The organism is Kitasatospora sp. HUAS MG31, from assembly GCF_040571325.1.
GTDB lineage: Bacteria > Actinomycetota > Actinomycetes > Streptomycetales > Streptomycetaceae > Kitasatospora > Kitasatospora camelliae.
In genome coordinates, this window is sequence record NZ_CP159872.1 from 6,361,141 (window position 1) to 6,382,815 (window position 21,675).

At 74.8% G+C, this 21,675-nt stretch carries 16 protein-coding genes, 7 tRNA genes and 1 pseudogene; 15 read left to right on the top strand and 9 right to left on the bottom strand.

Going from position 1 to position 21,675, the window contains the following annotated elements:
• The first annotated feature begins 204 nt into the window (after positions 1-204).
• From ABWK59_RS28385 to ABWK59_RS28420, 8 genes are all read left to right on the top strand, one after another.
• Complete coding sequence (locus ABWK59_RS28385; RefSeq protein ID WP_354643486.1) at positions 205-1,281, top strand: methionine ABC transporter ATP-binding protein; 1,077 nt, start codon at positions 205-207, stop codon at positions 1,279-1,281.
• Complete coding sequence (locus tag ABWK59_RS28390; RefSeq protein ID WP_354643487.1) at positions 1,278-2,021, top strand: methionine ABC transporter permease; 744 nt, start codon at positions 1,278-1,280, stop codon at positions 2,019-2,021. The genes ABWK59_RS28385 and ABWK59_RS28390 overlap by 4 nt, the downstream gene beginning before the upstream one ends.
• A gap of 98 nt (positions 2,022-2,119) precedes the next feature.
• Complete coding sequence (locus tag ABWK59_RS28395; RefSeq protein WP_354643488.1) at positions 2,120-2,950, top strand: MetQ/NlpA family ABC transporter substrate-binding protein; 831 nt, start codon at positions 2,120-2,122, stop codon at positions 2,948-2,950.
• A gap of 244 nt (positions 2,951-3,194) precedes the next feature.
• Positions 3,195-3,863: a GNAT family N-acetyltransferase gene (locus ABWK59_RS28400; RefSeq protein ID WP_354643489.1), complete on the top strand. Its 669-nt coding sequence runs from the start codon at positions 3,195-3,197 to the stop codon at positions 3,861-3,863.
• A gap of 329 nt (positions 3,864-4,192) precedes the next feature.
• Positions 4,193-5,434 carry a precorrin-6y C5,15-methyltransferase (decarboxylating) subunit CbiE gene (cbiE, locus tag ABWK59_RS28405; protein WP_354643490.1) on the top strand — a complete coding sequence of 414 codons (1,242 nt, stop codon included), beginning with the start codon at positions 4,193-4,195 and terminating at the stop codon, positions 5,432-5,434.
• Between the two features lie 451 nt (positions 5,435-5,885).
• Positions 5,886-9,620, top strand: a complete 3,735-nt coding sequence (gene cobT / locus ABWK59_RS28410; RefSeq protein ID WP_354643491.1) for a nicotinate-nucleotide--dimethylbenzimidazole phosphoribosyltransferase — start codon at positions 5,886-5,888, stop codon at positions 9,618-9,620.
• Between the two features lie 97 nt (positions 9,621-9,717).
• Positions 9,718-10,950: a uroporphyrinogen-III C-methyltransferase gene (gene cobA / locus ABWK59_RS28415; RefSeq protein ID WP_354643492.1), complete on the top strand. Its 1,233-nt coding sequence runs from the start codon at positions 9,718-9,720 to the stop codon at positions 10,948-10,950.
• A 112-nt stretch (positions 10,951-11,062) separates the two neighbouring features.
• A complete protein-coding gene (locus ABWK59_RS28420) occupies positions 11,063-11,866 on the top strand; it encodes a TrmH family RNA methyltransferase (RefSeq protein WP_354643493.1) in 804 nt (267 codons plus the stop codon).
• Positions 11,867-12,937: 1,071 nt separating this feature from the next.
• Here the strand turns inward: ABWK59_RS28420 and ABWK59_RS28425 are convergent.
• A pseudogene (locus ABWK59_RS28425) lies at positions 12,938-14,179 on the bottom strand (serine/threonine-protein kinase); the annotation flags it as partial.
• Positions 14,180-14,653: 474 nt separating this feature from the next.
• Here ABWK59_RS28425 and ABWK59_RS28430 point away from each other — a divergent pair.
• Positions 14,654-14,848: a hypothetical protein gene (locus ABWK59_RS28430; RefSeq protein ID WP_354643494.1), complete on the top strand. Its 195-nt coding sequence runs from the start codon at positions 14,654-14,656 to the stop codon at positions 14,846-14,848.
• Positions 14,849-15,060: 212 nt separating this feature from the next.
• On the opposite strand, the gene ABWK59_RS28435 is transcribed toward ABWK59_RS28430, so the two are convergent.
• The 5 genes from ABWK59_RS28435 to ABWK59_RS28455 all read right to left on the bottom strand — a co-directional run bounded on the left by ABWK59_RS28435 (position 15,061) and on the right by ABWK59_RS28455 (position 15,552).
• A tRNA-Val gene (locus ABWK59_RS28435) sits at positions 15,061-15,135 on the bottom strand.
• A 26-nt stretch (positions 15,136-15,161) separates the two neighbouring features.
• A tRNA-Val gene (locus tag ABWK59_RS28440) sits at positions 15,162-15,233 on the bottom strand.
• A gap of 28 nt (positions 15,234-15,261) precedes the next feature.
• A tRNA-Val gene (locus ABWK59_RS28445) sits at positions 15,262-15,333 on the bottom strand.
• 33 nt (positions 15,334-15,366) lie between these two features.
• Positions 15,367-15,440, bottom strand: a tRNA-Cys gene (locus ABWK59_RS28450).
• A gap of 39 nt (positions 15,441-15,479) precedes the next feature.
• Positions 15,480-15,552: transfer RNA gene (locus tag ABWK59_RS28455), tRNA-Gly, on the bottom strand.
• A gap of 304 nt (positions 15,553-15,856) precedes the next feature.
• Here ABWK59_RS28455 and ABWK59_RS28460 point away from each other — a divergent pair.
• From ABWK59_RS28460 to ABWK59_RS28470, 3 genes are all read left to right on the top strand, one after another.
• On the top strand, positions 15,857-16,873 hold the full coding sequence (locus ABWK59_RS28460) for a chorismate-binding protein (RefSeq protein ID WP_354645134.1): 1,017 nt from the start codon (positions 15,857-15,859) through the stop codon (positions 16,871-16,873).
• A gap of 85 nt (positions 16,874-16,958) precedes the next feature.
• A complete protein-coding gene (locus tag ABWK59_RS28465; protein WP_354643495.1) occupies positions 16,959-17,774 on the top strand; it encodes an aminotransferase class IV in 816 nt (271 codons plus the stop codon).
• 101 nt (positions 17,775-17,875) lie between these two features.
• On the top strand, positions 17,876-18,718 hold the full coding sequence (locus ABWK59_RS28470) for a GNAT family N-acetyltransferase (RefSeq protein ID WP_354643496.1): 843 nt from the start codon (positions 17,876-17,878) through the stop codon (positions 18,716-18,718).
• A gap of 55 nt (positions 18,719-18,773) precedes the next feature.
• On the opposite strand, the gene ABWK59_RS28475 is transcribed toward ABWK59_RS28470, so the two are convergent.
• The 3 genes from ABWK59_RS28475 to ABWK59_RS28485 form a co-directional block, all read right to left on the bottom strand.
• Positions 18,774-19,274 (bottom strand): DsbA family protein, encoded by a 501-nt coding sequence (locus ABWK59_RS28475; RefSeq protein WP_354643497.1) that lies wholly within the window; start codon positions 19,272-19,274, stop codon positions 18,774-18,776.
• Positions 19,275-19,345: 71 nt separating this feature from the next.
• The gene (locus ABWK59_RS28480) at positions 19,346-19,915 is read right to left on the bottom strand and encodes a CGNR zinc finger domain-containing protein (RefSeq protein WP_354643498.1); all 570 of its coding nucleotides are present in this window, start codon (positions 19,913-19,915) and stop codon (positions 19,346-19,348) included.
• A 290-nt stretch (positions 19,916-20,205) separates the two neighbouring features.
• Positions 20,206-20,619 (bottom strand): SsgA family sporulation/cell division regulator, encoded by a 414-nt coding sequence (locus ABWK59_RS28485; RefSeq protein ID WP_030056266.1) that lies wholly within the window; start codon positions 20,617-20,619, stop codon positions 20,206-20,208.
• Between the two features lie 232 nt (positions 20,620-20,851).
• Here ABWK59_RS28485 and ABWK59_RS28490 point away from each other — a divergent pair, with 232 nt between their 5' ends.
• From ABWK59_RS28490 to ABWK59_RS28500, 3 genes are all read left to right on the top strand, one after another.
• A complete protein-coding gene (locus ABWK59_RS28490; RefSeq protein ID WP_354645136.1) occupies positions 20,852-21,253 on the top strand; it encodes a TIGR02611 family protein in 402 nt (133 codons plus the stop codon).
• A gap of 55 nt (positions 21,254-21,308) precedes the next feature.
• Positions 21,309-21,380 (top strand) — tRNA-Val (locus tag ABWK59_RS28495).
• 194 nt (positions 21,381-21,574) lie between these two features.
• Positions 21,575-21,646: transfer RNA gene (locus tag ABWK59_RS28500), tRNA-Val, on the top strand.
• Positions 21,647-21,675 lie beyond the last annotated feature (29 nt).

Below are 21,675 nucleotides of genomic sequence, written 5' to 3' on the forward strand. Positions count from 1 at the left end.
CCTCCGGCGCCGGATCGGCGCCCCTCTCCCGCCCGTCGTCCCTGATGACTCGTTAGGGCCACGTCCACGCGCGTCGGTGCGCCCGGACGGCCAGGATCGACGTACCCGGGATCCCACCCTGCACTGGTGTGCCGTCGGCATGCCGCTGACCGCCACAGGTGCGTCCGGCCAAAGGCCGTTCGCCCACGATCGATGGAAGCAGCCGTGATCACCACCAAGGACCTGACGAAGGTCTACCGTTCCCGAGGCCGCGAGGTGACCGCCCTCGACGGTGTCGACCTGCACGTGCGCGAGGGCGAGGTGTTCGGAGTCGTCGGCACCAGCGGCGCCGGCAAGTCCACCCTCATCCGCTGCGTCAACATGCTGGAGCGGCCCACCTCCGGCAGCGTCACGGTGGACGGCCTGGAGCTCACCGCCCTCCCCGGCAGCGAGCACCGCCCCGGGCGCGAGCTGCGCGAGGCCCGCCGCCGGATCGGCATGGTCTTCCAGCACTTCAACCTGCTCTCCTCGCGGACCGTCCAGGAGAACGTCGAGCTGCCGCTGGAGATCATCGGCGCGGACCGGCACGACCGCCGCCGCCGGGCCGCCGAACTGCTCGACCTGGTCGGCCTCGGCGAGAAGGCCCGCAGCTACCCGTCCCAGCTCTCCGGCGGCCAGAAGCAGCGGGTGGGCATCGCCCGGGCGCTGGCGGCCGAGCCCCGGGTGCTGCTCTCCGACGAGGCCACCAGTGCGCTCGACCCGGAGACCACCCGTCAGATCCTCGCCCTGCTGCGCGACCTCAACCGGCAGCTCGGCCTCACCGTGCTCCTGATCACCCACGAGATGGACGTCATCAAGTCCGTCTGCGACTCCGCCGCGCTGATGAAGGGCGGCCGGGTGGTGGAGTCCGGCGCGCTGACCGACCTGCTCGCCGACGGCCGCTCCCGGCTCGCCCGCGACCTCTTCCCGCTCGGCGACTTCGCCGCCGGCACCGCGAGCTCGGCCGGGCGGGACCGGACCGTCCTGGAGATCACCTTCCAGGGCGACGCCCCGGCCCAGCCGTTCGTCTCCCAGCTGGCCCGGACGTACCAGATCGACATCAACATCCTCGGCGCGGCGGTGGAGACCATCGCCGGCCGGATGGTGGGCCGGATGCGGGTCGAACTGCCCGGCGGGCACCCCGACAACGTCGTCCCGATCGGCTACCTGCGCGAGCAGGGCCTGCAGGTGGACGTCCTCGACCCGGCGCGTCCCCACCCCGGCGCCGACCCGGTGACCAGCGCGAACGGAGCGGCCGCATGACCTGGGACCAGATGTCGGAACTGCTGTGGCCCGCCACCTGGGAGACCCTCGGGATGGTCGGCATCGCCACCCTGGCCACCCTCGTCGTCGGCCTGCCGATCGGCCTGCTGCTGGTCCTCACCGACCGCGGCGGCCCGCTGCAGAACCCCGCCGTCGGCCGGGCTCTCGGCGTGGTCGTCAACGTCGGACGGTCCGTGCCGTTCGTGATCCTCATCGTGGCGGTGATCCCGTTCACCCGCTGGCTGGTGGGTACCTCGCTCGGGTGGCAGGCGGCCGCGGTGCCGCTGGCGATCGGTGCGATCCCGTTCTTCGCCCGGCTGGTGGAGACCGCCGTCCGCGAGGTGGACGGCGGTCTGGTCGAGGCCGTCCGCTCGATGGGCGGCTCCACCTGGACCATCGTCCGCAAGACCCTGCTGCCGGAGGCGCTGCCCGCGCTGGTCGCCTCGGTCACCACCACGGTGATCGCCCTGATCGGCTACTCGGCGATGGCCGGCACGGTCGGCGGCGGCGGCCTCGGCTCCCTCGCCGTCACCTACGGCTACCAGCGCTTCGAGACCGCCTTCATGTGGGTCATCGTCGCCGAACTGGTCGTCATCGTCACGGTCCTCCAGCTGATCGGCGACCGGATCGCCCGCCGGCTGGCCCACCGCGGCGACCGGACCGGCCTGTCCGCCCTGTCCGCCCTGCTCGCGCGCACCGGCCGCCCGGCGCCCGCCGAGGAGCCCGTCTCCTCCTCCTGACCCCGCCGCGGCCCCATCCGGCCGCCGCGTGAACCGGCCGACCCCACCGGCACCCCGGCCCGGGGACGGCCACCGCACTCCGCAGAAAGGCACTTTTCGTGCGTAACGTCCTGAAGACCACCACCGTCATCGCCACCGCCGGCCTCGCCCTCACCCTGGCCGCCTGCGGCAGCGGCGGCTCCTCGTCCGGCGACTCCGACCCGAACAAGGCGCTGACCGTCGTGGCCAGCCCCACCCCGCACGCGCAGATCCTCCAGTACGTCAAGGACAACCTGGCGGCCAAGGCGGGGCTCAAGCTCGACATCAAGGTGGTCAACGACTACGTGACCCCCAACACCTCGGTGCAGGACGGCTCCGCGGACGCCAACTACTTCCAGCACGTCCCCTACCTCGACGAGTTCAACAAGAAGCAGGGCACCAGCATCACCTCGGTGGGCACCGTCCACCTCGAACCGCTCGGCCTCTACTCCAAGAAGGCCAAGGCGGTCACCGAGCTCAAGGACGGCGCCCAGGTGGCCGTCCCCAACGACGCCACCAACGAGGGCCGCGCCCTCAAGCTGCTCGCCGACAACGGCGTCATCACCCTCAAGTCCGGCGCCGGCACCACCGCCACCGTCCGCGACATCGCCACCAACCCGAAGAACCTCAAGTTCAAGGAGCTGGAGGCGGCCCAGCTGCCGCGTTCCCTGGACGACGTCGACGCCGCCGTCATCAACGGCAACTACGCGCTCGACTCCGGCCTCAAGCCCGCCCAGGACGCCGTCGTCCTGGAGAAGGCCGAGGGCAACCCGTACGCCAACATCCTCGCCGTCAAGAAGGGCAAGGAGAGCGACGAGCGGGTGAAGAAGCTCGCCGAGCTGCTGCGCTCCGACGAGGTGAAGAAGTACATCCAGGACACCTTCCAGGGCTCGGTGATCCCGGCCTCCTGACCCGGCGGCACCACCCCGCACACCGGCCGGCCCCGGGCGCGCACCGCGTCCGGGGCCGGCCGGCGGTGTCCGCCCGCCGCGGCCGTTCCGGGGTCTGTTCCGGTGGCCGTTCCGGTGGCCGCTCACCGTGCCGTCGGCGCGAGGGCCGCGGATCTGACGGGGCGTCGCCGGAATGCGGGTACCCTGACTCGCCCGAGGAGGGCGGGGCGTACGGTGTGTCCACGACCCGGCGAGGAGAGACGGCATGGCAGCGAGCTTCCCCGAGACAGCCATCAGCACCGACAGGCTGCTGCTGCGCGCGCTCGACGAGGACGACGTCCCGAGTCTGGTCGCCATGATGGCGGACGAGCAGGTGCAGACCTGGACGGCCGTCCCGTCCCCCTTCACCGAGGCGCACGCCCGCGCATGGGTCACCCGCCTCGCGCCCGCCCGGCGCACGGAGGGCCGCGGAATCGTTTTCGCGGTCACCGAGCACCTCACCCAGCGGGTGGTCGGCGTCGTCCAGCTCCGCAACACCGACTGGCGGCTGCGCTCCACCGAGATCGAGTACGTCACCGCGCCCTGGGCCCGCGGCGAGGGGTACGCCCCCGAGGGCGTCCTCGGCGTCGCCCAGTGGCTCTTCGAGGACCGCGGCTTCCAGCGCCTGGAACTGCGCACCGCCGCCGGCAACACCGCCGCCCAGCAGGTCGCCCAGAAGATCGGCTGCATCAGCGAGGGCGTGCTGCGCAGCGCCTGGATAGTCCGCGGCGAGGACTGGTCGCCGGCGGCCGGCACCGCGCCCGAGGGCGCTCTGGTGGACCGGGCGGCGGGGGAGCAGCGCAGCGACCTGATCGTCTGGAGCCTGCTCCCCGAGGACCTGGACACCGCCGACGGCAGCGACTGGGCCGAGTCCCGGTACGTGCTGCACGACTGACCCGCCCCACCCCCGCCCCGCCCCCGCGCGGCCCCGCCGTGACCCGCCCGGCGTACGCCCGCGCGCGACCCGCCCGGCGTCCCCGCCGAGCCGTCCCCGAGCGGCTTCCCGCCGGCCGTCCCCGAGCGGTGCCGGACCCGGACCCGACCGGGGATCCGCCCGTACCCGACCACCGCTCCGGCGGCGCCCCCGCCCAGGTCCCGGCGGCACGCAGGAATCGCGCGCCCGTGCGGCATCCCGGCGCGCCCACCCGGTAACCTCTGCACCGGACGTGCCGACGCCGGCCGTCCGGTTCACGGGGCGGACCAGGCGAGGGAGAACGGCCGCAGATGGCTGACCGGATCACGGTCGTCGGGTGGGACGGAACGCCGCTGACCGAGGCGGCCGCCAGCGCGCTCGCCGGGGCGACCCTGGTGGCGGGTGCGCCCTACCAGCTCAACGCACTGCCGGTACCGTCCGGCGCCGAACGGATCGGGCTGGCCGACGTCCACGCCGCCGCCCGCCGGCTCGCCGACCACCGGGGCACCGCCGTCGTGGTCGCCGAGGGCGACCCCGGCTTCTTCGGTGTGGTGCGCACCCTGCGCCGGCCCGAGTTCGGCCTGGAGCTGGAGGTCCTGCCCGCCGTCTCCTCGGTGGCCGTCGCCTTCGCCCGGGTCGGGATGGCCTGGGAGGACGCCCAGGTGGTCTCCGCGCACGGCGGGCGGCTGCGCCGGGCGGCCAACGTCTGCCGGGCGAACCCCAAGGTCGCGGTCCTCACCACCGCCGACGCCGGCCCCAGCGAGCTGGCCCTGATGCTCCGCGACGTCCACCGCACTTTCGTGGTCTGCGAGGCGCTCGGCACCCCCGAGGAGGACGTCACCGTCCTCACCTCCGACCGGGTGCCCGACCACGACTGGCGCGACCCCAGCGTGGTGCTGGTGATCGGCGGCGGACAGCCCCCGGCCGACGAGGCGGCGGGCTGGCTGGCCGGACACCCGGTCGGCTTCCCCGCGCCCCGGCGCGGCTGGGCGCTGCCCACGGCGGCGTACGCCGGAGCGGACCGCGGCGAGCCCGCCCCGCCGGAGCTGCCCCCGCACGTCCGGGCCCTGGTGCTCGGCAAGCTCGACCCGGTGCCCGGCGACCTGGTCTGGGCGGTCGGCGCCGGCAGCGGCGGGCTGGCCGTGGAGGCGGCCCGGTTCGGCGCCGCGGTGGTGGCCGTGGCGGACGACCGGGAGGCCTGCGCGCGGATCACCGCCAACGCCCGCCGGTACGGCGCCGAGGTGGCGGTGGTGCTCGGCGAGGGCCCGGAGGTGCTCGGCGGCCTGCCCGAACCGGACGCGGTGGCCGTCGAGTTCGCCGATGTCGAGATGGTCCGCGCGGTGGTCGCGCGGAAGCCGGACCGGGTGGTCGTGGTGGCCCGGACGCTCGCCGAGGGCAAGGAGATCCGGAAGGTCGTCGACGCCGCCGGCTACCGGGTGGACGGCCTGCTGCTGCAGTCCGCGCCCTTCGGTGACCAGACCGGGGAGAGCGCCGGACGCACCTTCGGACCGGGCGACTACACCCTCTGTGTCTGGGGCGAGCAGCCCGACTGACCGGCCCGGCGCACCGGCGTGCGCGGGCGGTCGACCGGCGCACACCGGAGCGCCTGACCTCGGTGGCTGTCGGGGACGGTGATCCCGGTCGCATCCGGACACTGATTCGAGAGCCGGTCGGCCCCGGCCGGTAGGGTGGCCTGCGGGTTGATCCCCAGGAAGTGGCGGCACCGTGTCCGATCCGGAACGGTTGCCCCCTTTTTGACGTGATGCAACCCGTATTGGCATATCTTGCGGGAATTAGACGCGGTGCGTGCCGGGCCGGAAGAATGCTCCGGGGCCCGGCACCTCGTGCCGGTTGCCCTGAGTTGTCGTTGATTCTGATGGTGCGCCACCCAGGTGGGTGACGAGCGGGCCGGGGCGGTGCGGCCCGGGCCTTCGAGGAGTAGGGGCGCGACGGTCGGCGACCGTGTCGCCGAGGACGCGGAAGCGGCCTGGAAGGAGCTTTGACATGACCGATGGCGGCCACGTCCCGAGCCATGGACCCCTGCCCGAGGGCGGAGCGGGAGGCGTCGTGCCGGAGCACCCCCACCCCGTCGCGGACGGCCTCGGCGCCGTCCCCGGCGTACCGGCCGACGCGGCCGGCGGCTGGGCCGCGCCCGCCCGGCCGCATCCGGGGTACACCTTCCTGGACCAGGAGGACGACGACGACGTCCTGCTGATGCCCGGCCCGCAGGGCTCCTGGGGCGAGCCCGTGCACGGCGCCGTCGAGACCGTCAACGTGATGGAGACTCCGGCCGCCGGCATCCCGCTCAACGAGACCACCATGCCGCTGCGGACCATCGAGGAGGCCGGGCTCGCCGCCCAGGCCGCCGCCGGCACCCCGGTCGAGCCGTCCTGGCCGCCGGTGGCCCCGCCGATGCCCGCCGGCGCCGTCGACCCCGCCGTCCTGCAGGCCCAGGCCTCCGCGGCGGCGCAGGCCTCCGCGGCGGAGCCGCTGACGCAGCCTCAGCCGGTGCGCCGCCCGCTGCACGCGGGCCCGCCGATCCCGGACCCGTCGCTGATGACCGGCCAGGTGCCGGTCCGCTCGCTGGCCGACCGCGGCCCGACCGGCGCCACCCCGGCGCACGGGGTGCCGGTCGTCCTGCCGCAGCCCGAGGCCGTGGTGCCGCTGCCGCAGGGCATCCCGGCCGAGCCGGTCGCCGTCGCGCCGATGGCCGTCGAATCGGTGGCCGTCGAGTCCGTGGCGGTCGAGACGGTCGTCGTCGAGCAGGGTGTCGCCGAACCCGTGGCCGAGGTCGCGGTCGCGGCCGCCCAGGTCGTGGAGCCGGTGCCGGCGGTCGTCGCCGAGCCCGTCGTCGTGGAGCCCGCCCTCGCCGCGGACACGGCCGAGGCCGTACCGGTCGCTGCCGAGCCGATCGCGGTCGAGCCCGTGGCCGTCGCCGCCGAGGGTGCCGTCGCCGAGGCCCAGGCCGTACCCCCGGCCGAGGCCGGGCTGGTGGCCGTGGAGCCCGTGGCGGCTCCGGCCGGCGAGCCGTTCGCGCTGGCGCCGGTGACCGTCGAGGCCGCCGAGCCGGTCGCCGAGGTCGTCGCCGAGCAGGTGCCCGGTGCGGAGACCGCCGTTCCGGCCGAGGCCTCCGTCGAGGGTGTCGCCGAGCAGCCGGTGCCCGTCGCCGTCCCGCAGGCCGAGGGCCTGGCGCCGATGGACGCCACCGTCCCGGTCGAGGCCCCGGCCGTTGTCGAGCCGGTGGCCGCCGAGGCGATCGCCGTCGAGCCCGTGGCCGCCGGTCCGGAGGCCGTGCCGGCCGAGGCCGTCGCCGTGCCCGCCCAGGCCGAGCAGCCGGTCACCGAGGCCCCCGCCGACGCCACCGCCCAGGTCGCCGCCGAGGCCGTCCCGGCCGAGGCGTCCGGCACCGCCGTTCCCGCCGAGCAGCCCGAGCCGGTGCTGGTCGGAGCCGTCCCGGCGGAGGCCGAGGCGGCGACCGCCGGGCACCCGGTCGCCGAGCAGCAGGCCGTCGCCGTCTCGGCCGTCGAGACGGTCGAGGCCGGCGGCCCGGCCATCCCCGCCCAGGCGGGCGGCCAGCCGCGCCGGATCGCCGCCTTCCTGGCCGCGCCCTCCGGGCAGGTCCTGTCCACCCCGGACGGCGAGCCGGTCGAGCCCGCGCAGGCCGTCGCCGCCGCCGTGGCCGAGGGCACCGGTGAGCTGGTCGCCGAGGCGCTGGCCGTCCTGCCCGAGCAGGCCGAGCCGGAGACCGGGTCGACCCCCGAGGCCGCCCCCGCCACGGAGCTCGCGGAGCCCGCGGAGACCGTCGAGCCCACCGCCGTCCCGCTGCCCGCGGACGCCACCACCGCCGAGGCCGATGCGGCCCAGGCCGAGTTCCCCGAGGCCGAAGTACTCCCGGCCGACGGCCCCGAGGCCGCGACCGGCGTCGAGGCCGAGCAGGTCGAGGCCGAGCACCCCCAGGCCGAGAGCGCCGAGAGCGCCGAGCGCCCCCCGGCCGCCCCCGGCTTCGACGAGGCCGGCCGCGAGGCCGTCCACCAGGTCATCCGCGAGCGCCGCGACGTCCGCAACGGCTTCCGCCCGGACCCGATCCCGCACGACGTGCTGATCCGCGTCCTGGAGGCCGCCCACACCGCACCCAGCGTGGGCTTCTCCCAGCCCTGGGACTTCGTGGTGATCCGCTCCGCCAAGACCCGCCAGCGGATGCACGCCCTGGCGCAGCGTCAGCGCGACGCGTACGCCGAGTCGCTGCCCAAGGGCCGGGCGAAGCAGTTCAAGGAAATCAAGATCGAGGCCATCCTCGAGACCCCGGTGAACATCGTGGTCACCGCCGACCGCACCCGCGGCGGCCGGCATACCCTCGGCCGGCACACCCAGCCGCAGATGGCGCCGTACTCGGCCGCGCTCGCCGTCGAGAACCTCTGGCTGGCCGCCCGCGCCGAGGGCCTGGGCGTCGGCTGGGTGAGCTTCTTCGACGAGGAGCAGATGGTCCGCGAGCTCGGCCTGCCCGAGCACCTGGACGTGGTCGCCTACCTCTGCGTCGGCTACGTGGACGCCTTCCCGGACGAGCCCGAGCTGCAGCAGCAGGGCTGGGCCAAGAAGCGCCCGCTGTCCTGGGTGGTCCACGAGGAGCAGTACGGCAACCGGGCGCTGCCCGGCGAGGAGCCGTCCGACCTGCTCTCCGACACCCTGCGCGGGATCCGCCCGCTGGACGCCAAGGCGCTCGGCGAGGCCTGGGACCGGCAGAAGCGGATGACCAAGCCGGCCGGCTCGCTCGGCATGCTGGAGATCATCGCCGCCCAGCTCAGTGGCCTGGCCCGGAAGTGCCCGCCGCCGATGCCGGAGCCCGGCTGCGTGGCGATCTTCGCCGGCGACCACGGGGTGCACGCCCAGGGCGTCACCCCCTGGCCGCAGGAGGTCACCGCCCAGATGGTGGGCAACTTCCTGGCCGGGGGAGCGGTGGTCAACGCCTTCGCCGCCCAGGTCGGCACCGAGGTCTGCGTGGTGGACGTGGGCGTCGCCGCCGAGCTCCCCGAGGCGATCCAGCAGGGCCGCACCACCGGCCTGCTGCCGCGCAAGGTCAAGCCCGGGACCGACGACATGACCCAGGGCCCGGCGATGAGCCGGGAGGAGGCGGTCCGGGCGATCGAGGTCGGCATCGAGACCGCCCGCGACCTGGTCGCGGCCGGCAACAAGGTGCTGATCACCGGCGACATGGGGATCGCCAACACCACCGCCTCCGCTGCGCTGATCTCGGTCTTCACCGGGATCGACCCGGTCGAGGTCACCGGCCGCGGCACCGGCATCGACGACGAGACCCACGCCCGCAAGGTGGACGTGATCCGCCGGGCGCTGGACCTGCACCGGCCGGACCCGGCCGACCCGATCGGTGTCCTGGCCGCGGTCGGCGGCCTGGAGCACGCGGCGATCGCCGGCTTCCTGCTGGGCGCCGCCTCGCTGCGCACCCCGGTCATCCTGGACGGGGTGATCGCCGGTTCGGCCGCGCTGGCCGCCAAGGCGATCGCCCCCGAGGTACTGGCCGCCTGCATCGCCGGCCACCGCTCGGCCGAGCCCGGCCACCAGGCCGCGCTGGCCAAGCTCGGCCTGCGCCCGCTGATCGACCTGGACCTGCGCCTCGGCGAGGGGACGGGCGCGCTGCTGGCGCTGCCGCTGGTGCAGAGTGCGGCCCGCGCGATGCACGATGTAGCCACCTTCGACTCCGCCGGGGTCACCGAGAAGGCCTGACGCCGTCCGCAGTCCCCGTACCGGCCCGAGGGCGCGCCGGTACGGGGCACTCCGCCGTACCCGTTCGAACCCTCCCTCCCACCCAGGAGTCCTGCCCATGACCGCGCCCAACCCGCACCCCAGCACCGAGGGCCACACCCCGTACCCGGTCGGGCTGCTGCTCGCCGGCCGCCGGGTCGTCGTGATCGGCGGCGGCCAGGTCGCCCAGCGCCGCCTGCCCGCCCTGATCGCCTCGGGCGCGGACATCCACCTGATATCGCCCTCCACCACCCCGGCCGTGCAGGCGATGGCCGACGCCGGGGAGCTGACCTGGCACCGCCGCCGCTACCAGGACGGCGACCTCGCCGACACCTGGTACGCCCTGGTGGCCACCGACGACCCGGCCGTCAACACCGCCGTCTCCGCCGAGGCCGAGCGGGTCCGGGTGTTCTGCGCCCGCAGCGACGACGCCTCCGCCGCCACCGCCTGGACGCCGGCCTCCGGACGCGACGGCGGCGCCACCGTGGCGGTGCTGACCGGCGACCCGCGGCACTCGGCCGCCCTGCGCAACGCCATCGTGGACGGCCTGCGGGACGGCTCGCTGGCCGCCCGTCAGTACCGCGAGCGCAGCCCCGGGGTGGCCCTGGTCGGCGGCGGCCCGGGCGACCCGGACCTGATCACCGTCCGCGGCCGCCGGCTGCTCGCCGACGCCGACGTGGTGGTCGCCGACCGGCTCGCCCCGCGCGAGCTGCTCGCCGAACTGCCGCCGCACGTCGAGGTGATCGACGCCTCCAAGATCCCGTACGGCCGGTACATGGCCCAGGAGGCGATCAACCGGACGCTGATCGACCACGCCAAGGCGGGCAAGTTCGTGGTCCGGCTCAAGGGCGGCGACCCGTACGTCTTCGGCCGCGGCGGCGAGGAACTGCTGGCCTGCGCGGAGGCCGGCCTGCCGGTCACCGTGGTGCCGGGCATCTCCAGCTCGATCAGCGTCCCGGCGGCGGTGGGCATCCCGGTCACCCACCGCGGGATGACCCACGAGTTCACCGTGATCTCCGGTCACGTCGGGCCGGACGAGCGCTCGCTGACCAACTGGGACGCGGTCGCCCGGATGACCGGCACCCTGGTGCTGCTGATGGCGGTGGACAAGATCGGCGCCATCGCCGAGAAGCTGATCACCTGCGGCCGCTCGGCGGACACCCCGGTCGCGGTGGTCCAGGAGGGCACCACCGCGGCGCAGCGCCGGGTGGACGCCACCCTCGGCACGGTGGCCGCCGTGGTCCAGGAGGAGCAGGTCAAGCCGCCGGCGGTGATCGTCATCGGCGACGTGGTGCACGTCCTGGAGCCGTAGCACCGGCCGTCGGCCCCTGGGGCGCGCGGGGCACCCGGCCGGTCGAGGCCGGGGAGCCCCCGCGCCACTTCCCGTCCCCGGGCACCCGGCGCGACATGGGAGGATCGTTCCCGTGTCCGAACCCCGTACCGTCACCGACCCCGCCGACCCGCGCCTGGCCGACTACACCGGCCTCACCGACGTGGAGCTCCGCCGCCGCCGCGAACCCGCCGAGGGCCTGTTCATCGCCGAGGGCGAGAAGGTCATCCGGCGCGCCCTCGCGGCTGGCTTCCGGATGCGGTCGATGCTGCTGACCCCCAAGTGGCTCGGCGTCATGGAGGACGTCATCGCGGAGGCGGACGCCCCGGTCCACGTGGTCGAGCCCGCCCTCGCCGAACAGGTCACCGGCTACCACGTGCACCGCGGCGCGCTCGCCTCGATGGAGCGGCAGCCGCTGCCGGAGGCCGCCGAACTGCTGGCCGACGCCCGCCGGGTCGCCGTCCTGGAGGGCCTGATCGACCACACCAACCTCGGCGCGATCTTCCGCTCGGCGGCGGCACTCGGCATGGACGCGGTGCTGCTCTCCCCGGACTGCGCCGACCCGCTCTACCGGCGGGCCGTGAAGACCTCGATGGGCGCGGTGTTCTCCGTCCCGTACGCGCGGCTCGACCCGTGGCCCTCCGCTCTGGACGCGGTCCGCGCCGCCGGGTTCCGGCTGCTCGCCCTGACCCCGTCCGGTGCCGAGGACCTCGCGGTGGCCGCCCCGCACCTCCTGCCCAAGGCCGCCCTGATGCTCGGCGCGGAGGGCGACGGCCTCACCCGGCGCGCCCTCGACGCCGCCGACCAGCGCGTCCGCATCCCGATGGCCCACGGCGTCGACTCCCTCAACGTCGGCGCCGCCGCCGCCGTCGCCTTCTACGCGGTCAACTCCGCCTGACCGCCCCCTCAGCGGCGCCCCGCCGGCCGCGCCCCGTCAGGGGGCGCGGCGACCTGCGCGAGTAACCACCCCCACACCCGCACCCGGCCACTCCGAGCCCGAGCAGCCTCAGGCGCCCCCGCTACCGCCCGAAACCCCGGCCCCCGGCCAGGACTCCTCTAACGTCCCGTCCGCCCGCACGGTGTACCGCGTCGTCGACGCCGCCCCCGTCGCGTTCACCCGCTCCTCGCGGACCAGCGCGCCGTTCTCCACCCGCCATGCCGCCGCAGCCCGCGGATCGGCCGCCGAGGCCCGCGCGGCGAGCTGTACCGGCCCGTCCGCCCCGAACCCGAACAGCTGCACGAGATCCACCGGTACGGCCCCGTCCGCCCGCCGCAGCACCACGAGCACGGCCTGCCCGTCCCGGTACCTGGCCGGCAGCACGGTGGTCAGCGTGACCTGGGCCGACTCCCCGGTACCCCGCCCGTCCTTCAGCCGGATCGCGGGCCCGCCGACCGGGTCGGCGTACGTCCGGTTCGGCCAGTCGACCGCGGGCGCCGCCCCGGCCGCCGGACCGATCCCGCTGGGGCCTGGGGCGTGGCCGCCCGACGGCGGCGCACCGTCGATGGACACCGGCGCACCCCCCGCCCCGACCTGGCTGCCCCCCACGGAGGGGCCTCCCGTCGCACCGGACGAGGCCGCGGACGCCGCCGGAGCGGGCCGCAGTCCCCGGGCCGACCGGTTCTCGCAGCCCTGCGCCGCGGCGATGGCCAGCGCGACGCCGACCGTCACGGTCACGAACACCACCACCCGCTGCCGCAGCAGCCGCCGCCGCGCGCTGAGCGGACGCCCGGGCGGCGGGGTGTGCTGACGCTCCCGCGCGGCCCCGGGCCGTCCGGGTGCGGGCGTCGGCCGGCCGGGGGCCGGCGTGGGCCGCCCCGGAGCGGGGGTGTGCTGGCGGTTGCGCGGTACGCCGGGCCGGGCCGGGCCGGTGGCGTGCTGGCGCTCCCGGGCGGTCTCGGGGCCCTCCTGACGGGGCATCGCCGGGGTGGGCGGCCCGCCGTGCGGCCGTCGCGGACGCTCGCCGGGAACCGGACGCCCGGCCCGGGCCGGGTGCACCGGCCGCACCGGGGTCGCCGCCGGCCCGCCACGCGCCGCCTGCGCCCCGGGCTGACCCGCGGCCCGACCGCCGACCGCGAACCCACCGGGACCGACCCCGCGACCACCACCGGGAGCACCGCCGGGAACGCCCCGCGGCGGCACCGCCCCGGCCCGCTCCACCGGCACCTGCCCGGCGACACCGGCCGCCCCGCCCACACCGCCCGCACCACCCGGCCCGGCCGCACCACCCGTACCACCCGACCCCACGGACACCGGTCGACCGGCCGCACCCGCCGCCGCGGCGCCGCCACCGTCCCCCGGCGCACCGCCACCGGGAGCACCGGCACCGCCCGCGGCCAGGCTCGCCGGCGCCGGCGGGGGACCCCCGCGCCGCCCGCCGCCCGCCGTCCCGCGCGCGGCCAGCTCACTCAGCCGCTCGTGCAGCGCGCCCGCCGGAGGCCGCTCGGACGGCTCCTTCGCCAGGCAGGCCCGCACCAGCGGCGCCAGCGCGGGCGGTACGGCCGACAGGTCGGGCTCCTCGTGCACCACCCGGTACAGCATCACCTCGGAGGAGGCCCCGGACCCGAACGGCGAATCTCCGGTCAGCGCGAACGCCAGCGTGGCGCCGAAGGCGAACACGTCGGTGGCCGGCGTCACCGCCGCACCCCGCACCTGCTCGGGCGCCAGGAAGCCGGGGGAGCCCACCGCCGTACCGACGTGGGTGAGCGTGCTCGCGCCGCGCGACCAGGCGATGCCGAAGTCGATGATCCGCGGGCCCTTGGGGGAGAGCAGGATGTTGGACGGCTTGAGGTCGCGGTGGACCACCCCCGCCTCGTGGACCTTCACCAGCCCGTCCGCCAGCGCCGCGCCGATCCGGGCCGCGTCCGGCCAGGCCAGCGGGCCCTCCTCGGTGACCTGCTTGTACAGCGACGGCCCCGGTACGTACGCGGTGGCCAGCCAGGGGCGGTCCGTCTCGATGTCGGAGCCGACCACGCGGGCGGTGCAGCCGCCGCGGATCCGGGAGGCGGCGGCGATCTCCCGGGCGAACCGGGTGCGGAACTCGGAATCCTCCGCCAGCTCGGCGCGGATCAGCTTGAGCGCGACCCGCTGGCCCTTGCGGTCCGACCCGAGGTAGACCACGCCCATCCCGCCGGCGCCCAGCCGCCGGTGCAGACGGTAGGGCCCGACGATGCGGGGGTCCTCACGCCTCAGCCGCATCATCGCCATGCTCAATCCCGTCAGCCCGTGGGGTGAGACCCCGTCGGATGGGGCATCGTCAGATTCCTGTAGGGCACAGCTTACGGACTGCCCGATGCGCTGTGCTGACGCGCAACACCCGCAGCCCCGGTCGGATTGTCGGATCCACGTCCAGACCCGCCCGCGACCCCTGCCCGCACCGGCCCCACCCCCTGCCCGGGAGGCCCCGGCGAGGCCCCGGCGAGGTCCCGGGGACGCTCTCAGGGTTCCCCCCGGGGGTCCGTTCGACCTCGTCTCCCCCTCCAGGAGTAGGCGCCACCCTCGGGGCTCATCCTCCGGGATGCCCACAGGACGGTACGCGGGCATGACGACCCTCGGCGGCCCGCCGCCTACCTTTGATCTCAGCGGTGGGCGGCACTCGTCCCCCGAGGTCCTCCGCCCCCGCGCCCCCTTCCCGGACGTCCCGATTCGCGGGCGTCCGACGACCAGCAGGACGGCAGGAGCAGGATCATGGCCACGCAGCTCACCCGGGTTCCCCGGCGTCGGCGGCCGTTCGCCGCGCACACCCCGGTCTCGGAGACGCGGCACCCCGCGGTGGCGCTGGCGATCGCGGTGCCCTGCGCGGTCCTGCTGCTCGTCCTGTTCGGCGGGTGGGAGCAACTGGCGACGCAGACCAAGGCGGTCGCCGATCTGATCGGGCGCTGACCTCCGGGGTAGGGGTCGGCGCCGGCCGGGGCGCTGCGCACCGCGGGGACGCGGACGGGCGGAGAGCGGTACGCAGGAGCGACCTCGGCACACAGTGGCCGGGTACGGAACGTCGGTGAGGACGTCCGTGCCCGGCCCCGTTGCGTTCACCCCCGAACCGACCCCGGGAACGCCGAAGGCCGCGATCAGTGATGATCGCGGCCTTCGCTCGCTGGTGCGCGATACTGGGATTGAACCAGTGACCCCTACCGTGTCAAGGTAGTGCTCTCCCGCTGAGCTAATCGCGCGGGTGCGCCGAACCCGAGGGTTCGAGTGCGCGATACTGGGATTGAACCAGTGACCCCTACCGTGTCAAGGTAGTGCTCTCCCGCTGAGCTAATCGCGCTGGGATGCGAGGATCCGAAGATCCTCAGTGCGCGATACTGGGATTGAACCAGTGACCCCTACCGTGTCAAGGTAGTGCTCTCCCGCTGAGCTAATCGCGCGGGGAGGGCGCCTGGCGAACCAGGTGCTCCTCTTGGAGGTGGAGACGGGATTTGAACCCGTGTACACGGCTTTGCAGGCCGTTGCCTCGCCTCTCGGCCACTCCACCAGGCAACTTCGAAGAACGATCTTACACTGTCCTTCATCGAGCGGACGACGAGATTCGAACTCGCGACCCTCACCTTGGCAAGGTGATGCTCTACCAACTGAGCCACGTCCGCCTGTCTCCCGGTCGCTTCCCCGTTTTTCTCCGGTTCCGCTCCCTGGCGACGTGTTGAACTCTAGCGGATCCCAGGGCCAGCTGAAAAATCCGTTCCCGCAGCGTGCCGCGGGGGTGGCCGTCGGACGTCCTCGCCGGGACGCTTCCGCGCAGCTCGCGACCGGCACCCGCCGGGGGCACCGACCTAGACTTCAGGGACCGGGGCGACCCCTCGGCCCGCGCCCGCAGCGGCGCGGAGCGCAGCACCGAGTCCGTGCAGGAGAACCGTGTCCGGCCGCACCACCCCGCTCAGTCCCGACCAGCCGATGGCCCGCTTCGGCGGTCGCCTGGCCACCGGCCTGCGGGAGGTCACCTCCGACCCGGCCGCCCTGGACGGCTCCGGCTTCTGGGCCGTGGCCTACGACTTCGAGGGCCGGCTGACCTGCGCCCGCTTCGACGAGGTCCGCCCGGACCCGGCACCGCCGCGGACCGACGGCTGGCTGGGCCCGCGCCCCGACGCCTGGGAGACCTCCCTGGACCGCGCCGGGTACGTCGCCGGGGTCCGCCGGATCCGCGAGCACATCGCGGCCGGCGAGGTCTACCAGGCCAACCTCTGCCGGGTGCTCTCCGCGCCCCTGCCCGATCCCGGCCTCGCCGACATCGATGCGCTGACCGGACTGCTCGCGCACGGGAACCCGGCGCCGTACGCAGGAACGATTCGCCTCCCGGAGCACGGGGTGGAGATCGCCACCGCCTCGCCCGAGCTCTACCTCCGCCGGCAGGACCGCACCGTGCTCTCCGGCCCGATCAAGGGCACCGGCCGCACCGAGGACGACCTGCTGGAGAAGGACCACGCCGAGAACGTGATGATCGTCGACCTGGTCCGCAACGACCTCGGACGGGTCTGCGAGACCGGCAGTGTCACCGTCCCCGACCTCTGCGTGGTGGAGAAGCACCCCGGCCTGGTCCACCTGGTCTCCACCGTCCAGGGCACCCTCCGCGCCGGCGCCGGCTGGCCCGGGCTGCTGGACGCCACCTTCCCGCCCGGTTCGGTCACCGGCGCGCCCAAGTCCAGCGCGCTGCGCATCATCGACGCCCTGGAGACCGCCCCCCGCGGCCCGTACTGCGGGGCGATCGGCTGGGTGGACGCCGACCGCGGCGAGGGCGAACTCGCGGTCGGGATCCGGACGTTCTGGATCGACCGGAGCAGCGGCGCCCCGGTGCTGCGGTTCGGCACCGGCGCCGGCATCACCTGGGGCTCCGACCCGGACCGCGAGTGGGACGAGACCGAGCTGAAGGCCGCCCGCCTGGTCGCGATAGCGTCGGGATCCGCCGTCCACTGAGACCCCGGACGACCCCGGCCGACCAGGCCCGGGGGCCGTCCGGAGTCCAGCGCACCGCCCACCCACCGAAGGAGCACCCGCAGCGATGATCTGGGTCAACGGATCCCTGACCGAGGGCGACCGGGCCGCCGTGCCGGCGCTCGACCACGGACTCACGGTCGGCGACGGCGTCTTCGAGACCGTCAAGGCGGTGGACGGCCGGCTCTTCGCGCTGACCCGTCACCTCGACCGGCTGACCCGCTCGGCCCGCGGCCTCGGCCTGCCCGACCCCGACCACGCCCTGGTCCGCGAGGCCTGCGACCGGGTGCTGGCGGCCGACCCGATGCCGCTCGGCCGGCTCCGGATCACCTACACCGGCGGCATCTCCCCGCTCGGCAGCGAGCGCGGGGACGCCACCCCGGGCCTGGTGGTCGCGATCGGCTCCGCCAAGCCCCGCCCCGACACCACCGCCGTGGTCACCGTCCCCTGGCGCCGCAACGAGCACAGCGCCGTCGCCGGCCTGAAGACCACCTCGTACGCGGAGAACGTGGTGGCGCTGGCCGCCGCCCACCGGGCCGGCGCCTCCGAGGCCGTGTTCGCCAACACCGCCGGGCGGCTCTGCGAGGGCACCGGCTCCAACGTGTTCGTCGTCCTCGGCGGCCGGCTGCTCACCCCGCCGCTCGACTCGGGCTGCCTGGCCGGCATCACCCGCAGGCTGGTGATCGACTGGACCGGCGCCGAGGAGGCCGACCTGCCCTACGACGCCCTGGCCGAGGCCGAGGAGGTCTTCCTGACCTCCACCCTGCGCGACGTCCAGGCGGTCACCCGTGTCGACGACCGCGAGCTCCCCGGGCCCGGCCCGGTCACCCTCAAGGCGATGGCCCAGTTCGCCGAGCGCGCCGCCGACGACCTGGACCCCTGACCGCCGGGCGCGCCGACCCGTGAACGCGTCCGGCCTCGGGTGTGGATCTCCGGCCCCGGAACCCGGGATAGAACCCGGCCGCCGCGGGGAAGGGAGCGTTCATGACCACCACGCTGCGCCCCGACGGGGCCGAGGAGCCCACGCCGCACGGCGGCCGGACCCGCCGCTGGCGGATCTGCGTCAACGGCCGCCCGGTCGGCGGTCTGCGGACCACCGCCCTGCCCCGGGGCGACCAGTGGTGGGGTGAGATCTCCGAGCTGGAGGTCACCGAGGGCCGCCGGCGCGGCCGCGCCACGGTGGGCGTGCTCGCCGCCGAGGAGGTGCTGCGCGGCTGGAACTGCCGCCGTGCCGACGTGACGGTGCCGGCCGGGTCCGCGGCGGGCCTGCGCCTCGCCGAGGCGCTCGGCTACGCGTCCCGGATGCAGAACATGGCCAAGCACCTCGACCTGCCGCCGGCCCTGCCGCCGGGCGTGACCGACCGTCCGATGACCGCGGCCGAGTTCGACGCCTGGCTGGCCGAGGCCCGCGAGCACTACGTGGACGAGCTGGCCGCCTCGGGCCTCACCCGCGAGCAGGCCCGGATCAAGTCGGACGCCGACCACCACCACCTGCTCCCGCAGGGCCGCACCACCGAGGACGTGGTCCTGCGCCACCTGCAGGACGTGGCCGGCACCGTGGTGGGCGACCTCTGGCTGGCCCTGCGCCAGGGCCTGCTGCCCGACGGCAGCCCGTTCGCCTGGGTGATGGTGGTCAAGGTGGACGAGGCGCACCGCGGCCGCGGCCACGGCCGCGCCCTGATGCAGGTCGCCGAGCGCGAGTGCCTGGCCGCGGGCGTCCGGGACCTCGGTCTGAACGTCTTCAGCCGGAACGCGGTGGCCATCCGCCTCTACGAGTCCCTCGGCTACACCGTCACCCGGCGGACCCTGGGCAAGGACCTGCTCTGACGGCGGCGGGCGCGGCACTCCACGAGCGCCGCGCCCGGGCCGACTCCGGATCCGGTCAGCCGGCCCGCTGGGCGTCCAGGATGCCGATGATCCGCTCCAGCAGGCCCTCCTGGCTTTTCCCGCCGTCCAGCCGCTGCCCTGCGACCAGGTAGGTCGGGGTGCCCGTCACCCCGATCGCCTTGCCCTCGGCCACGTCGGAGTCCACCAGCAGGGTGTGCCGCCCGTCGATCAGCGCGACGTCCACCTCCTCGGCCTCCAGGCCCAGCTCGCCGGCCAGCTCCACCAGGAACGGCTCGCCGGCCTTGCCGAGCTCCTCCACACGGCCGAGCAGCGCCTCGGCGTACTCCCAGCCGCGACCCTGGTCGAAGGCCTCCTGGGCGGCCTGCGCGGCCGCGTAGGCGTGCTTGTTCTTCTCCAGCGGGAAGTGCCGCAGCTCGATCTCGAGCGCGTCCCCGTAGCGCTCACGCAGCGCGCGGAGGTCGGTGAGGGCGGTGCGGCAGTCGGGGCACTGGAGGTCGCACCAGAACTCGAGGCGGGGGAGAGGAGCGTCGATCATGCCCCAAGCATCTCAGCCTCCGGGCCGCTCCGGCGCCGCCGACCGACGGACCGGCCCGTCCCCGCCGGGCGTCAGCCCGCCGTGATCGTGTCGGCCGAGCGCTGCCGGGCCCGGTACGCGGCGACGTGCAGCCGGTTGCCGCAGGTACGGCTGTCGCAGTACCGGCGGGAGCGGTTGCGCGAGAGGTCCACGAAGACCCGGACGCAGTCCGGCGCCTCGCACCGGCGCAGCCGCTCGCGCTCGCCGGCCATGACGATGAAGGCCAGCGCCATGCCCAGCTCGGCCGCGAGGTGGTCGCCGATGGCGGCGTGCGGGGCGAAGTAGTGGATGTGCCAGCCGTGGTTGTCGTGGTTGGTCAGCCGCGGGGTGGTGCCGGCGTCGGCCACCACGGCGTTCACCAGTTCGGCGGCGTGCTCGGTGGAGTCGGCCGAGAAGACCTCGCGGAGCCGGCCCCGCAGGGCGTGCACGGCGGCCAGGTCGGCCGGACCGAGCGAGTCGATCTCGCTGATCTCCTGCCGCACCACGAACGCGCCCAGCGCCGCCACGTCGGGCAGCTGTTCGCTCCCGCAGGCCTGCGGCGAGGTGTTCAGCAGCTCGACCAGAATGCTCAGCGCGCACTCGGTGTCATGGGTGATCAGCACGTGGGGGCTCCTCACGCGGCGGGGGCCTCGGCCTCCCGCGTCGGTCATCGCGTGCCCGACAATACCGGGATCGCGCGTTCGGGGCCCGAAATCCGGACAGGGGTGACGCCCGCCGGACGGCCGTACCGTCGGCGGGCGCCACCCCTGCGGGGCTCCGCTGCCGGAGCGGGCGGGGTGAGGAGCCCCGCGACCGCGGTGGTGCGCGGTGTGTCTGCGACCGTGCCCCCGAGTAGGACGGACGCGCGTCGGGTAGCGCCGCGCCGCTCGCGCGGCCGGCGGCCCGGTTCCGGTCAGCTTTCGGCGAGGATGTGGGACAGCTCCCGATCGAGGTCGAAGTGACGGTGTTCGGTGCCGGGGGGCACCGCGGCGTCGGTGCGCTTGAGGAAGGACTCAAGCGCCCGGGCTGGCGCCTCCAGCAGGGCTTCTCCTTCCGGAGAGCTCAGGGCGATGCAGACCACCCCTTGTCCGTGGCTGCGGGACGGCCAGACCCGGACGTCGCCGGTACCGGTGGGTCGGTGCAGCCCCTCCGCGAGGAGGTCGCGGGCGAACACCCACTCCACGGTCTCGTCGGCTCCGGTGTGGAACGTCGCATGCACGGCATAGGGATCGGCGGTGTCGTAGCGCAGGCCCGCCGGGACGGGCAGTGAGGACTCGCTGGACACGATGAGGCGCAGGTGCAGCTCACAGCTGACCGTGGTGTTCATAAGCGCCAGGGCCTTTCGCTCAGTGTGCGCTCGGGGAATCGCACGTCGGCGAACGGACCATCCCACCTGAAAGCCCGGTGTAAACCCGTCTGTCCGGATTCCCCTGCGAGTCGTACCCCTTCCGGCGCATTGCCGAATCGCCGGGGCGGCGTGATCGCCCCGTCGTCCGGCCCGGAACTCCGGTAGTTTTCCGGTCATGGCTGTGCGAAGCGAGGACCGACAGGTGGACGACATGGGGAGCGCCGGCGGGAACGGGGACGGGGGCAAGCCGCTGGGGTCGAGAGCCCCGCACTTCATCCGGCGGTCGCGGCCGCTGCACCTGAGCTGGCAGGTGGTGATCTTCCTCATCGGCCTGGCCGTGGTGGGGCTCGGCGTGATCATGCTGCCGCTGCCCGGTCCGGGCTGGGTGGTCATCTTCCTGGGCATGGGCATCTGGGCGACCGAGTTCGTCTGGGCCCAGCTGGTGCTGCGCTGGACCCGCCGCAAGGTGTCGGAGGCCGCCCAGCGCGCCCTGGACCCGAAGGTCCGGCGGCGCAACATCACGCTGACCGTGATCGGCCTGGCCGTGATCGGCGCGCTGGCGGGCTGGTACCTGTACCGGTACGGGCTGACCATGCCGTGGAACCTGCGCTGACCGGCGGGGGTGTTCGGAGCACCCCTTCGGATGGGGTAATGTTTTCCCTGCACCCGGGCGATTAGCTCAGCGGGAGAGCACTTCGTTCACACCGAAGGGGTCACTGGTTCGATCCCAGTATCGCCCACCGGAATGCAGTAGGTGCAGGGCCCCGACCAATTATGGTCGGGGCCCTGCACCTTTTCCGCGTTCCATTTCCGAAGTGCTGACGGGTATTCACCTCCGGCCTGCGCAACGGGATCTGTCCCACCGTCGGGCGGGTCGGTTCGGGGCCGATTGGGAACCCGGGGCCACGTGGTGCTACAGTTCTTCTCGTTGCCCGGGCGATTAGCTCAGCGGGAGAGCACTTCGTTCACACCGAAGGGGTCACTGGTTCGATCCCAGTATCGCCCACCGAGCACAACGCGCAGGCCCCGACGATG

What these genes read in the sequence shown, in the direction of transcription:
- ABWK59_RS28475 (WP_354643497.1), bottom strand. Translation starts at nt 19,274, where the DNA reads ATGATCGACGCTCCTCTCCCCCGCCTCGAGTTCTGGTGCGACCTCCAG.
- ABWK59_RS28465 (WP_354643495.1), top strand. Translation starts at nt 16,959, where the DNA reads ATGATCTGGGTCAACGGATCCCTGACCGAGGGCGACCGGGCCGCCGTG.
- ABWK59_RS28390 (WP_354643487.1), top strand. Translation starts at nt 1,278, where the DNA reads ATGACCTGGGACCAGATGTCGGAACTGCTGTGGCCCGCCACCTGGGAG.
- ABWK59_RS28470 (WP_354643496.1), top strand. Translation starts at nt 17,876, where the DNA reads ATGACCACCACGCTGCGCCCCGACGGGGCCGAGGAGCCCACGCCGCAC.
- cobT (WP_354643491.1), top strand. Translation starts at nt 5,886, where the DNA reads ATGACCGATGGCGGCCACGTCCCGAGCCATGGACCCCTGCCCGAGGGC.
- cbiE (WP_354643490.1), top strand. Translation starts at nt 4,193, where the DNA reads ATGGCTGACCGGATCACGGTCGTCGGGTGGGACGGAACGCCGCTGACC.
- ABWK59_RS28460 (WP_354645134.1), top strand. Translation starts at nt 15,857, where the DNA reads ATGGCCCGCTTCGGCGGTCGCCTGGCCACCGGCCTGCGGGAGGTCACC.
- ABWK59_RS28485 (WP_030056266.1), bottom strand. Translation starts at nt 20,619, where the DNA reads ATGAACACCACGGTCAGCTGTGAGCTGCACCTGCGCCTCATCGTGTCC.
- cobA (WP_354643492.1), top strand. Translation starts at nt 9,718, where the DNA reads ATGACCGCGCCCAACCCGCACCCCAGCACCGAGGGCCACACCCCGTAC.
- ABWK59_RS28490 (WP_354645136.1), top strand. Translation starts at nt 20,852, where the DNA reads ATGGGGAGCGCCGGCGGGAACGGGGACGGGGGCAAGCCGCTGGGGTCG.
- ABWK59_RS28430 (WP_354643494.1), top strand. Translation starts at nt 14,654, where the DNA reads ATGGCCACGCAGCTCACCCGGGTTCCCCGGCGTCGGCGGCCGTTCGCC.
- ABWK59_RS28400 (WP_354643489.1), top strand. Translation starts at nt 3,195, where the DNA reads ATGGCAGCGAGCTTCCCCGAGACAGCCATCAGCACCGACAGGCTGCTG.